Below are 11,926 nucleotides of genomic sequence, written 5' to 3'. Positions count from 1 at the left end.
CCCACCCACAGGGAGCTGCCCCAGCAAAGGGCTAGCCACCTTGCCCAAGGGCTGAAGCCATGTGGGAAGTTGCCGAATCTCACCGTAAAAACCGCCACAGTAGAGAGAAGCCCACCCCGCCGAAAATCATATTCGGCAACCAGGCGGCCAGCCAGGGATCGATCTGCTCAACTCGACCCATCGCGCGTCCTAAGCTCATCAGTACATAGTAAATAAACACCAGGACAATCGCCAGCGCCACACTGCCGTAGCGGCCGGTCTGCCGCACCGTTTGCAGGCCCAAGGGCGCAGCCACCAAGATGGCGAAAAAGCTGGCCAAGGGAATGGCGAACTTGAGGTGGTACTCCGTCAGGCAGCGGGCCACATCGGCAGAAGGACGTTGCTCCGCTCGATATCGCTGGCATTGCTCCCACAGCTCTGCCGCCCGTTGCTCCTGGGGCACCTTTTCGGCGTACACCAGGCCCACCAACTTGTTGACGATGTTCAGCTCCATCTCCGCCACCTGGCCCTCGTAGTAGGTGCGCCCCCGCTCGTCGTAGCGACGGATCACCACGTCTTGCAGGTGCCACGCTTGGCCCACCTGCTGCGCAGTTTGGGCCGAGATCACCTGCGGGTAGCGTAGGTGGCCGGTCTCGGCCTTGCGATCCAAAATCAGCAGATCGTGCATCAAGCCGGTCTTCGGGTCAATGGATCCCACATGAAACCAAAGGTCGTCGTCCACCCGCACAATTTCTTCGGAGTCAAACGGAAGGGCATCCTGAGCCAGGATGAGGTTGGTGTTCAGGGTTTTCACCTTTTGGTTGGTTTGGGGCACGATCACTTCATTGGTCAACAGCGCCAGGCCGCTGATCAGTAGACCGATGCAGAGCACCGGAATCAGCACCTTGCGATAGGGGATCCCGGCGGCCCGCAGAGCCGTGATCTCGCTATCGGCCCCCATCCTGCCCAGGGTGAGCAGGGTGGCAAAGAGGCCGGCGATGGGGAAGGTGACCACCAAAATGGCGGGCAAGTTGAGGAGGAGAATGTGCAAAATCGTGAGGGGAGGGGCGCCTTTTTTCACCAGCAAATCGGCGTAGATAAAAAGCTGGTTGCCCAGCATCATCACCGTGCCCCCCGCCACGCCCAAAAAGAAGGGGCGGATCATCTCTTTGCAGAGATAAAACTCCAAAAAAAAGCCCCCCAACTTCAGGGATCCCCAAAAGCTTCCCGTCTGGGCAGAAGTTCGGCGCCGTTGACCCTTGGCCAGTGGGGTGGTCATTTGGCTCTGTTACCTCAGGTGCACAACCTCAGCCAGCTTTCGAGATCTAGACGACCCCCAGCCAGGATGGGATCCCGTCAGAGAGCATCGGTGATGCGAAATTGAAACATCCCCTGCTGCTGCTCGTCCCCCTCGACGGTGTACTCATCCTGTTCCAAGTTCAGGGTGACCAGCCTGCCGCTGAGGCGGTTGGCGCCCCGGCACATCTGATCCAGAGCATCGCGACCGGGCAGCGGTGCGCCGCTCTCGCGGGGAATCGGATTGATCTCGCCGCGATCGCAGAGGAGGACGGGAGCCTGGTCGGCGGTGATCCTGAAAATCTGCCCTTGGTCAGAGTAGTCGGCGCGATCCCCTTCGATGGCGCGGTTGGCCTGCACGATGACCACATTGCCGAAGAAGCGGGCATCGCTGCTGGCCTGGTCGATCTCCACCCGGTCGGCGTAGATCACGGTCGGCTGGTCCACATCGGCCTGGGTCTGCGGGTTTTGCAGACGCCGCGCCAGCCAGTCCCCCTCGATCTGCTCAATCACCACCTCCCCCCGCAGCTCCACCTTTTCAGGGGTGATGGTGGCCTGGTTGGCCTTGGCCTTGCGCCCCCGCTGGATGAACTCGACGGCCTCGCTGAACTCCGAGGTGCCGGTGCGGGAGTTGTAAACCAGGCGGGCGGCCCGCACTTCCGTTTCGGCTTGGCGCAGCTCCTCCGTCAGGGATCCGCCGCCGGCGGCTGGGGTAGAGGCGGCCATCTGCCGGTAGAGAACGTTTTCCTCGAAGAAGAAGATCTTGTCGCGGTGGTTGCCCTCCAGGCGGGCGGAGGTGAGCACCCGCCCCGGCTCGCGCAGGGTAACTCCCCCCGTCAGCAGGCTTTGGGATTCGCGACGGCGGTAGGTGCCCTGGGCCGACTGGATGACGGTTTCCCCCTGGCGGATTTCCAGGTTGCCTTCCCCGCGGGCAACTTGCGTGTTGCGGTCGTAGGTGAGGCGGTCGGCGATGATGGTGACCTCCTGATCCGGTTGGTTGGAAGTAGCCTGTGGGCCAGCCTGGGCCAAGCGCAGATCCGCCAAGAGGGGATCCCGGCTGCCAGGGTCGGCCACCTCCTGCAACACGACGCCGCCGGAGAGAATGCTCTGGGCCTGTCGGCGCAGGTAGGTGCCCTGAGGGGCGCGGATCTCGAGGCCGCCTTCGCGGATGCGCAGGTTCCCTTTCCCTTCGGCCACCTGTTGGGTGCGGTCGTAGGTGATCTGGTCGGCGGTGATGGTGGTGGAAGCGGGATCCGCCGCCGCCGAATCCAAGGGCAGCACAGTTAGCTTGCCCTGCTGGGCGCTGAGGAGGGCAAATTGGAAGTTAAACGAGCCGGAGCGGCCCTCTAGGATCATTTCTTGCCCTTTGAGGGTGAAGGCCTCCGGCACCTCGATGCGCTCTTCGGGGGTGATTCGCAGAGCGCGGGTCAGGAGCAGGCTGCCATCCTCGCTCCTCACCTCCACCCCCTCATCCAGATACAGCGCGTCGGCGCTGGCATCGTAGCGGGCACGCTTGGCCTGCCAAGTCATCTGCTCGCTGCTGGCAAAAAACGGATCCGGCACTCCTTCCAGCTGATCGGCACTTTCTCCGTAGAAGTAGCCGTGCGCCCCCTGCTCAAACACCTGTTGTCCAGTGGCCAGCTCCACCTGCTCGGCGATCAGCCGCCAACGCCGATAGCCCCCCCGCCGCCCCACAATATCCACCCTGCGGCTGACCGAAAGGGGCTGATCCGGGGGGGGAGACTCCACCTTCACTTCTTCGATATCGATGGACAAGGCCCAACCGACCAAAGCAGCTAAGAGGCTGCTCCCCAAGAGCGTCACCCCCAGATTGGAATTGAAAAATCGCCGCATCCTGTTCTCGCTGCTTCTCCACGTCGATCCTTAGCCCACGACCGGTAGCGGGGCCCGGCAACCTAGGCTGTAGCTTACCGCAATTTACAGGCCGCCGCGGCGGGATCTGGAGCATTTCTAAGGTTCTGGTTTATCCCAGACGGCTGAGGATAAAGCCCAACCCCAGAAACAGCCCCAGCCAAAAATGGAGGTTGACGGCGATGAACTTGGAGTGGCTGATCCGCTGCGGCTGGTCGTGGTAAGCCCACAGCAGGCGGGAAAGCTGCACCGCAAACGGGATCCCGGCCAAGCTCAGCAGCGTCCAGGCCGGAAAAGCCCCCAGCCCCACAAACAGCAGCATCAGGCCGAACAGACTGCCGCAGATCCAAGGGATGAGGCGGGCGGAGCGCAAGGTGCCCAGGCGGGCCACCGGCGAGCGCTTGCCGGCAGCCAGATCGTCCTCCACCTGATGGAAATGGGAGCAAAACAAAATCAAACTGGTTACCATCCCCACCACCAGTGAGGCCGCCAGCCCCGGCAGCGACCAGCTTCGGCTTTGGCTGTAGTGGGCGGCCAAAACCGCCAGCGGCCCGAAGCTCAAAAAACAGAGGAGCTCCCCCAGGCCCTGGTAGCCCAGGCGCAGGGGCGGCCCCTGGTAGGCGTAGCCCAGCCCGCAGGCCAGCAGCACCAATAGCAGCACCGTCGGATCCGATTGCCGCCAGCTCAGCCACAGGATCCCTGCCAGCCCCAAGGCCAAAAAGGCATTCCCCACCCAAAATACCTGCCCCGGCTTGCCCGTCAGGTTGACCAGCGAGTGGAGCTTGTTTTTGTCCACCCCTGTCTGGGCATCGAACACGTCGTTGCTGAGGTTGACCCAAGCCAAAAGACAGATGGCTGCTCCCAGAAATACGGCCAAAACTCCTACATCCATCGCCCCTGCCTGGGCATAGGCGATGGCGGATCCCACCCAGATGGGCATGATCGCCACGCTGTACATGGGGGGCTTAAGGGCGGCCATCCACAATTGCCGCCGCGAGGGACGATCCCAAGTGCTCTTTTCGGCAAGCTGTACTGGGCTGGCCTCTGGACTCCTGCGCGTTCTCTTGGACGGTTCCGGCTGTGCGAGCATGTTGGCCCTGGCTCTCTCTGGTTCTGTGTATGCTCTGTATTTGTTAGGTTAGGATGCTTCCGTTCCCATCCCCAGGGATGCTAAGAAACTTTGCAATCCGTGAAGAAGTTCCTCAGGTTTTGCCCCTGAAGGCCCAAGCAACCGGCCTGTCTCCTGATCTCGTATAATTTTGTATCCTGAAGTACCCTGCTGGCGGTTCCCCTCCGGGTCGACGCTCGTCCTGTTTTCGGCCAAGGTGGGATCGGCTTCTGTACTCTTTTTTGCATGACCTCCTCTCTTTTTTCTTGGAATGCCCCCAGTGCGGAGCGGCCGAGAGCCTGGCCGTCGATCACTTCCGCCTCTGTTGGGACAGACCAGGAGGGGGAGCGGCTCTGCTGGCATTCCCTTCTGGCCGCCTGCCAAGAGAGGGCGCGGGCGCAGGGGATCCCTCAAATCCTCAGCCTGTCGCGGCCTGTCCCAGGGCTAGATCCGCTGGCGGCGCTGGCCCGGCAGTTGAGCTGGCTTCCCCCAAACCGCTTCTCCCACCATTGCTATCTCTCCCACCAGACCCAGGGAGAAAGGGTGCGGGTGCTGGGGTGGGGATCCCTGCGGCAGGTGGATCTTTCGGGGGAGGAGCGATTTCAGACGGCACGGGCTTTTGTACAAGCGTTGCAGCCTCATGTCCATGTCGCTCCCGTCAGCGGCAGCGAGTCTCCGCCAAGGGGTGGCAGCCGACAAGAACGCCCCTTGTGCTTCTGCCGCTTTGGCTTCGGCCCCGGGAGCGGTGGCGCAGCGGCGTTGGTTCTGCCCCGCTGGCAACTGTTGCAGGTGGGGGGGGAGCTGACGGTGGCGCGGCTCAATCTGGAAATCGGTCCCGACAGTGACCCGGCGGCCTTGGCTGGCCAGATCGCCGCTTTTTTTGCCCACATGCAGCGCCTTTCCCAAGCGCCCTTGCCCCGCTGGGAGCTGCAGCCCCCTCTGGAGGTGGCGGTGGCGGAAGCAGCCCTCTTGGCGCGGATTCAAAAAGCCCTGCAGGCCATTGAGGCGGGATCCCTGCAAAAAGTGGTGCTGGCGGAAGCCGTGGATCTGGCGTTGCCCTCCCCTCCCCCGCTCCCCTCCCTGTTGGCCTATCTGGAGGCCCATCACCCCGATTGCAGCGTCTTCGCCTTTGCCTCAGAGAGCCAAGGGATCCCAGAGGAGTCCCCGCTTCCCGCTCAGGTTTTCGTGGGGGCCAGCCCGGAGCGGCTGCTTTCGGTGTGGCAAGGCCGGGTGCAGATCGATGCGCTGGCCGGCTCCATCGCCCGCGGCGCCAACGGCCACCAGGATCGGATGTTGGCCGAGCAATTGCTCCGCAGCGCCAAAGACCGCCGCGAACACCAGTGGGTGGTGCGCTCGATTCAAGAGGCTTTGGGCCGGCTGGGGATGGATCCTCAGATCTCCCCGCAACCGCGGCTGCTCCGCCTGGCCAACATCCAGCATCTGCAAACGGTCATCGAGGTGGAGCTCCCCGCCGACGTGCATCTGTTCGACCTGTTGGCCCAACTGCACCCGACGGCAGCCGTGGGAGGCTATCCCCAACAGGCGGCGCTGCAGTGGCTGGAGCAGGTGGAGCCCTTCGATCGCGCCAGCTATGCCGCCCCGCTAGGCTGGGTGGACTTGCAGGGCAATGGCGAGCTGGTGGTCGGGATCCGCTCGGCCCTGATCGAGGGGGAGCGGGCCCGCCTGTATGCTGGTGCCGGCATCGTGGCCGATTCCAACCCCGTCCAGGAGTTGGCCGAGATCCGCCTCAAGCTGCACGCCCTGGCCCAAGCCCTGGCCCTGCAGCCCTTGCCCGGATAGGCTCCCCCCTGCCGGCATGGGGCAGAGCCGATACAAGCGCTCCCCAAACAGTTACAGTTAAAAAGCCAGTTCTTCGATGGCCTCGACTTCTCGGCAGCATGGTCACCCTCAATTCCACCCATCCCTCCCGTATGGCCGGATCCCGCGCCCAAGTGGGGCTCTGGCCCGGCCTCATCGAGTACTACCGGGAGTGGCTCCCCGTCGGCCCCGGCACCCCTGTAATTACGCTGCACGAGGGCAACACCCCTCTAGTCCCCTCTCCCGCGCTGAGCCGACGGCTAGGGCGGGGCTGCCAGGTTTACCTGAAGCTGGAGGGCCTCAACCCCACCGGCAGCTTCAAGGATCGCGGCATGACCATGGCTGTATCCAAGGCCAAAGAGGCGGGGGCGGAAGCCGTCATCTGCGCCAGCACCGGCAACACCTCGGCGGCAGCCGCCGCCTATGCGGCCAAAGGGGGCCTGCGGGCCTACGTGCTGATCCCAGATGGCTATGTGGCCAAGGGCAAGTTGGCCCAAACCCTGATGTACGGGGCCGAGATCATCGCCATCCAGGGCAACTTCGACCGAGCACTGGCCATGGTGCGGCAACTGGCGGAAACCTACCCGGTGGCGCTGGTCAATTCTGTCAACCGCTTCCGGCTGGAGGGGCAAAAAACCGCTGCCTTCGAGGTGGTGGATGCGTTGGGGGATGCCCCCGACTGGCTCTGCATCCCCGTGGGCAATGCCGGCAACATCACCGCCTACTGGATGGGCTTTTGCCAGTACCGCCAACAGGGCAAGGCCAGCCGCCGCCCGCGCCTCTACGGCTTTGAGGCGGCCGGCGCCGCCCCCATCGTCCTCGATCGCGTGGTGGAACATCCGGAAACGGTGGCCACGGCCATTCGCATCGGCAACCCTGCCAGTTGGGCGAAGGCCAAGGCGGCAGTCCAGGTCAGCGGTGGCCGGGTGGACAGCGTGACCGACGAAGAGATCTTGGCGGCCTATCGTCTGCTGGCGGCAGAGGAAGGGATCTTCTGCGAGCCGGCCAGTGCCGCCTCGGTGGCCGGGTTGCTGAAATGGCGGGAGCAGGTGCCCGCCGGCGCCCAGGTGGTATGCGTTCTCACCGGCAACGGCCTCAAGGATCCCGACACGGCCACCCAACAGGGAGCCGCTCCCGTCCACACGGGGGTTGCCCCCGAGCTGGCCGCTGTTGCCCGTCTGATGGGTTTTTAGCTAATCCGCTTGCCCGCTCAGGCAGCCTGCGACTGCAGGGGCCCTGAACAAGCCAAAATGAACTGGTCGATCTCCAGCAGAATGCCTTCCGCCTCGGCCAAAGCCTCCGGCAGGGTTGCCAGCACCTGGGCATCCGCTTGTGCAGCCTGCTCTGCTTCTTGCAAAAGATTGATCGAATTATGGTCGAGCAAGAGCTCTAGCTCGTTTAGGGCCACCACTGCCAGTTGCTGTTCGGCTTGATGGAGCTTGTTTCGTAAAGTCTGAACTTGGTCGGTTTGCGCTTTCAGCCCGGCTTCCGCCTGCTCAGCGCGAGCGATGGCCTCATCCCGTTGAGCTTTCAACAAGGCCATCTCTTGCTCCAGTTGGGCCAGTTGCTTTTGCAGGCTGTAAATGTGCTGATCCCGATCTCCCAAAGCTCGTTCCAGCTCGCGGTTTTGAACTTCCATCTGCTGACGAGCTGCGTTCGCTTGGGCTAGCTGTTCTGCCAAGTTTGCCATTTCCTCTTCCATGCGGGTCAGCCGACTCAAGCGTTCCAAAACCTGAGTGTTTTCCGCCTCGAGTTTTTCGATCAACGCTTGAGCGCCCAACAGCTCTGCTTTGGTAGAGTCCAGCTCACCACAAACTTGGTCATAGTTGGCGATCAGCTCGCTCAGCCGAGCCTCTTTGGCCTGTAGCTCTTCCCGCAGGGAATGAAGCCGGCGGTCGCTCTGCTCGATGCGCTGCTGCAAGAGGGGCAGTTGAACCAAAGCCTGCTGAGCGGCGCTGAAATAGCCGAACAGTTGTTTGAAGTGGCGCTGCAGACGGCTGTGGGATTGATCCAATTTGTCGAAGGCTTCGTTGAGAGAAAGATAAGCCTCGCACAGTTTCATGTAGCGCTGGGCCACAGAATCAAGGTGCTTCATAGCGACTAAGATCCAGGTGGGGGTGCCGTGTCTATTTTATGCCGTTCATTCTATCGACCCAACCCGGAAAAGAGGTTATTCGCTACAACAACTGGGGGATTAATTTTACTTTAAGATTTTCCTCTCTCTAGGCAAGCAGCTCACGTCCTGCCCCAACCAGATTCAAACTCTCTGGCAAAAACGGCCCTTAAGAGTAGCACATTTTTACCCCCATTGAGGGGATCACACATTTAGCGTCTGGAGCGGAGCATTTAAAATTAAAAAACACTAGATATGGTTCAAACGCGCCTGAAAGGGGGCCTCTGCTGGCTCAGGCAGGCCGCGCCTCCGGGATCCCCAGCGCTTCCAGATGGGCGGCGGCCCGCAACAGGTTGGCCTCTTGGTAGGGGGCAGCCACCAGTTGGACGCCAAAGGGCAGGGATCCGCTCTCGCGCAGCGGCACCGACAGCACCGGCAGGCCGACAAACGAGAGGGGCTGGGTGTAGAGACCCAGGTTGGGCCGGGTGAGGACTTCCACCCCAGCGATCACCATCTTCTCTTGGCCAAGCAAGGGGGCAGAGCAGGGGGTGGTGGGGGCGATGAACAGGTCGATCTCTTGAAAGAGGGCCTGAAGCTGCTGGCGATACCAGCGGCGAAAGCGCTGCGCCTGCACGATCCAACTGGCGGGCAGCAGAGCGCCAGCCAAAAGGCGATCCCGGGTCGCCGGGTCGAAGTCGTGGGGACGAGTTCGCAGGTGATGCAGGTGCAGGTTGGCTCCCTCGGCAGCCGTGATCAGGAAGGCAGCGGCGCGGGCGCGCTCGGCCTCCGGGATCCGCACCGTTTGCTGGGCTCCCAGGGCCTGGGCCACTTTTTCCACGCCGGCCAGGATGTGGGGCTCTGCTCCCCGCAGGAAGTAGTCGTCGGCCACGGCAATGCGCAAGCCTTGGATCCCTTGCCCCAATTGCCCAAAGGTGGGATCCGCAGGGCGGCGGGCGCAGACGGGATCCTGGGGATCCGGCCCTTGCATGGCATCGAAGCTGAGGGCGAGATCGGCCACCGAACGGGCCAAGGGGCCCACGTGGTCGAAACTGGGAGCCAACAGGGCCACCCCTGCCCGCGACAGACGGCCATAGGTGGGCTTGAGGCCGTAGATGCCGCACAAGGCGGCGGGCACCCGAATCGAGCCGTTGGTGTCGCTGCCCAGGCTGAGGGGTACCAAGCCCCCGGCCACGGCTGCTGCCGAGCCACCCGAAGAGCCGCCGGCACTGCGGCTGAGATCGTGGGGGTTGCGGGTGGGGCCGTAGTGGCTATTTTCGGTTACAAAGCCGTAGGCGTACTCGTCCATGTTGAGGGTGCCCACCAGGATTGCCCCTGCCTGCTTGAGGCGGGCCACCACCGTGGCATCTTGGGTGGCCGGGGGGTTCTCGCGGTTGATCGCCGAACCGGCTAGGGTGGTGAGGCCAGCCACATCGAAGAGGTTCTTGACGGCAAAAGGCACCCCCGCCAGGGGGCCCACCGGGATCCCTTTGGCCACCTGTCGATCCAGCCGCTCCGCCGCCTGCAGGGCCGATGCTTCCAGCACGGCTGTAAAGGCATTGAGCTGGGGATCCCGCTGGCGAATCCGCTCCAGACAGGCGGCCACCACTGCCTGGGCGCTCACGGATCCCCGGCGGACGGCCCTGGCAATCGCGAACCCGTCGGCGCTGCCGAGAAGAGGGGAATCCGGGGTCATGGCTGGGGGTTGAAGGTAGGATCTGGCTCAACCGTCGGTGGCAGCGGAAACTCCAGTACCTGTTGAGCAAGGGGCAAAAAGCGGGCGAAGTTTGCGATCACCCCCGCTCGATGGTCGGGATGCAGGGGCAGTTGCAGCAGTTGGGCCATCGAGTCGACGTAGGTTTCGGGATCCCAGGGTTGCATCGATTCAAGGGGTCGGCTGGGGAAAAGGTACCACAGGCCAGCTTGCCAAAACCAGCAGAAAGTTACCCAAGGCAGAATCCAAAGACAAGACCGTCCTCGGTTAAGGGGTGGCCGTCGACGCCGTGCTACCTGGCGGGGGCCAAAGGCGTTCGCGGGGCAAGACAGGGCGAGTCACGGCCTGCCGCTCCCATTCCTCTAAATTGAGGCGACGACCGGCAGAACTGGGGGCACTGGCCTGCAGGCGCTTGCGGAACAGGCGCAACTGCTGTTGCTCGGCGGCGGGAGAAACACGCTGGGCAAAGAGGGGATGCAAGAGCTTCTCTTCCTGCTCAAACTGGGCCCGCAACTGCCGATAAAAGTGAAGGGCAGCAGAGGGATCCAACTGCTGCGGCTCACGCTCCGCCTGGTGCAAAAAGCGGGTCAGCTCCGGGATCTGATCCCGCAACTGTTGCTCCAGCCCATTGACCTGGCTGCTGAGCTGGGGATCCGCTGCCAGAGCCGTCCTGAGCAGCGGGTAGAGGACATGGCGCTCCAATTGAATGTGGCGGGAGAGGCGCTGCCGCAACCTTTGCACCCAGAGACGCCGCTGCTCCAGATCCAACTCCGAGGCCCGAGAGAGACGAGCCAAGAACTGCAGGATAACCCGGTGCTGTTCGGCACAAAGGGCAACCAGTGTAGACATAGCAGTTCCCTGGAGAAAAAGCTTTATCTTAGCTTAACTTTGTCAAGAGACAGCAGCGTGCGTAAGGGTACGGGACTGGTGCAGGTGTCTTGGCTACACCCCGACAGCAACCCCGGCAAAAGCTGCCCTCCGGTTGCTAGGCTTGCACAAGCCAGCGGCGTTTCCAGGCGGAAGTGGGCTCAAGGGGTGAAGTTTGCTGTTCCTGCTGGCGCTGCAGCCGAATCTGGGCTCTGTCTCCCTGCAAGGTGGGATCCCGGTAGGGCACAGCGGCGCGGGTTTTCAGGTGCTCCCGCTCCATGGGGGAGAGGGGCGGCAGGTGATCCGGTTGGGGTGAGGCCACCGTGCCCGGCCAAGGGCGACCCACCGGCGGCGTCGAGCCAATGAAAAGCCCCGCCTCCAGCAAGGCTGCTCGCACCGCCGCCGCACAGGAATAGGTGGCCAGGATCCCGCCGGGGCGCATTCGCGCCGCCACTGCCCGCAAAAAGTCCACCGTCCACAGCTCCGGGCAGACGGAAGGGGAGAAGGGATCCAAAAACACCGCATCCGCCCATCCCAGCGGCGCCTGGAGCAGGGTTTGGCGGGCATCTCCCCACAGCAGCGTTCCGCGCCAGCGCGGCGATTGCCAGGATCCCTCGTTGATAAAGTGTTGCCACTCCTGGCTAAAGCTCCAAGTGGATCCCACCCCCACCTGCCAGGCCTGGCGGGGCACCTGCGGGGAGCGCTCTAGGCCAATGACTTCTACAGGGCAGTCGGGCCGCACCTGCCAGATTGTCTCCAAGGCCAGGCCAGAGTTGTAGCCAAGGCCAAAGCAAATATCCAAAAGACAAATGGGATCCTCCGGATCCCGCTCCAACGGCAGCCGATCCAGCCGGCAAGGGCGGACGAACTTCTCCAGCGCTTCCTGAGCGGCGCCGCTGACGTTGTGAAAAGCCTGCCCAAACTCCTGGGAGAAAAAGGTCAGGGATCCATCCCCTGTGGTCAACACCTGCCACTGGGTTTCTGCGGTCATGGCTACTGCAAGTTTCTATTTCCAGCTTGGCGATTCTTTGATAGCTTGAGAACGTTAAGATGAGTTTCGCAGCTCACCGGCAGGGCTTGTAGATTCAGCTCTGGCCATCCCTAGCTAGGGGGGTACCTCAGCGGCTATGTCTTTACTGGATTGGTTTGCCGAGCGGCGCAA

General features: G+C 62.8%; 10 protein-coding genes. 2 read left to right on the top strand and 8 right to left on the bottom strand.

Annotation, left to right across the window (positions count from 1 at the left end; genetic code table 11):
- Positions 1-79: 79 nt before the first annotated feature.
- The 3 genes from NW857_RS01135 to menA form a co-directional block, all read right to left on the bottom strand.
- Complete coding sequence (locus tag NW857_RS01135) at positions 80-1,258, bottom strand: LptF/LptG family permease (protein ID WP_414367749.1); 1,179 nt, start codon at positions 1,256-1,258, stop codon at positions 80-82.
- 77 nt (positions 1,259-1,335) lie between these two features.
- A complete protein-coding gene (locus NW857_RS01130) occupies positions 1,336-3,129 on the bottom strand; it encodes an LptA/OstA family protein (RefSeq protein ID WP_414333089.1) in 1,794 nt (597 codons plus the stop codon).
- Positions 3,130-3,259: 130 nt separating this feature from the next.
- Positions 3,260-4,126 (bottom strand): 2-carboxy-1,4-naphthoquinone phytyltransferase, encoded by an 867-nt coding sequence (menA, locus tag NW857_RS01125; RefSeq protein ID WP_414333088.1) that lies wholly within the window; start codon positions 4,124-4,126, stop codon positions 3,260-3,262.
- A gap of 375 nt (positions 4,127-4,501) precedes the next feature.
- On the opposite strand from menA, the gene NW857_RS01120 reads away from it, so the two are divergent.
- On the top strand, positions 4,502-6,055 hold the full coding sequence (locus NW857_RS01120; RefSeq protein ID WP_414337246.1) for an isochorismate synthase: 1,554 nt from the start codon (positions 4,502-4,504) through the stop codon (positions 6,053-6,055).
- A 131-nt stretch (positions 6,056-6,186) separates the two neighbouring features.
- Positions 6,187-7,266: a threonine synthase gene (thrC, locus tag NW857_RS01115; protein ID WP_414333101.1), complete on the top strand. Its 1,080-nt coding sequence runs from the start codon at positions 6,187-6,189 to the stop codon at positions 7,264-7,266.
- A 17-nt stretch (positions 7,267-7,283) separates the two neighbouring features.
- Here the strand turns inward: thrC and NW857_RS01110 are convergent, their stop codons facing one another.
- The 5 genes from NW857_RS01110 to NW857_RS01090 form a co-directional block, all read right to left on the bottom strand.
- On the bottom strand, positions 7,284-8,168 hold the full coding sequence (locus NW857_RS01110) for a hypothetical protein (protein ID WP_414333086.1): 885 nt from the start codon (positions 8,166-8,168) through the stop codon (positions 7,284-7,286).
- A 310-nt stretch (positions 8,169-8,478) separates the two neighbouring features.
- Positions 8,479-9,879 (bottom strand): AtzE family amidohydrolase, encoded by a 1,401-nt coding sequence (locus tag NW857_RS01105; protein WP_414333084.1) that lies wholly within the window; start codon positions 9,877-9,879, stop codon positions 8,479-8,481.
- A complete protein-coding gene (locus NW857_RS01100) occupies positions 9,876-10,064 on the bottom strand; it encodes a DUF4089 domain-containing protein (protein WP_414333082.1) in 189 nt (62 codons plus the stop codon). The genes NW857_RS01105 and NW857_RS01100 overlap by 4 nt, the downstream gene beginning before the upstream one ends.
- A gap of 100 nt (positions 10,065-10,164) precedes the next feature.
- The gene (locus tag NW857_RS01095) at positions 10,165-10,746 is read right to left on the bottom strand and encodes a hemerythrin domain-containing protein (RefSeq protein ID WP_414367747.1); all 582 of its coding nucleotides are present in this window, start codon (positions 10,744-10,746) and stop codon (positions 10,165-10,167) included.
- A 136-nt stretch (positions 10,747-10,882) separates the two neighbouring features.
- Positions 10,883-11,755 (bottom strand): tRNA (5-methylaminomethyl-2-thiouridine)(34)-methyltransferase MnmD, encoded by an 873-nt coding sequence (locus NW857_RS01090; protein WP_414367746.1) that lies wholly within the window; start codon positions 11,753-11,755, stop codon positions 10,883-10,885.
- Positions 11,756-11,926 lie beyond the last annotated feature (171 nt).

It is taken from the genome of Synechococcus sp. H55.9, from assembly GCF_047462355.1.
Lineage (GTDB): Bacteria > Cyanobacteriota > Cyanobacteriia > Thermostichales > Thermostichaceae > Thermostichus.
This window is presented reverse-complemented; position numbering and strand designations above follow the sequence as displayed.

Bases quoted from the DNA above. Each gene is read 5' to 3' on its own strand.
- NW857_RS01110 (WP_414333086.1), bottom strand. From the start codon at position 8,168: ATGAAGCACCTTGATTCTGTGGCCCAGCGCTACATGAAACTGTGCGAG.
- menA (WP_414333088.1), bottom strand. From the start codon at position 4,126: ATGGCCGCCCTTAAGCCCCCCATGTACAGCGTGGCGATCATGCCCATC.
- NW857_RS01130 (WP_414333089.1), bottom strand. From the start codon at position 3,129: ATGCGGCGATTTTTCAATTCCAATCTGGGGGTGACGCTCTTGGGGAGC.
- thrC (WP_414333101.1), top strand. From the start codon at position 6,187: ATGGCCGGATCCCGCGCCCAAGTGGGGCTCTGGCCCGGCCTCATCGAG.
- NW857_RS01120 (WP_414337246.1), top strand. From the start codon at position 4,502: ATGACCTCCTCTCTTTTTTCTTGGAATGCCCCCAGTGCGGAGCGGCCG.
- NW857_RS01090 (WP_414367746.1), bottom strand. From the start codon at position 11,755: ATGACCGCAGAAACCCAGTGGCAGGTGTTGACCACAGGGGATGGATCC.
- NW857_RS01100 (WP_414333082.1), bottom strand. From the start codon at position 10,064: ATGCAACCCTGGGATCCCGAAACCTACGTCGACTCGATGGCCCAACTG.
- NW857_RS01135 (WP_414367749.1), bottom strand. From the start codon at position 1,258: ATGACCACCCCACTGGCCAAGGGTCAACGGCGCCGAACTTCTGCCCAG.
- NW857_RS01095 (WP_414367747.1), bottom strand. From the start codon at position 10,746: ATGTCTACACTGGTTGCCCTTTGTGCCGAACAGCACCGGGTTATCCTG.
- NW857_RS01105 (WP_414333084.1), bottom strand. From the start codon at position 9,879: ATGACCCCGGATTCCCCTCTTCTCGGCAGCGCCGACGGGTTCGCGATT.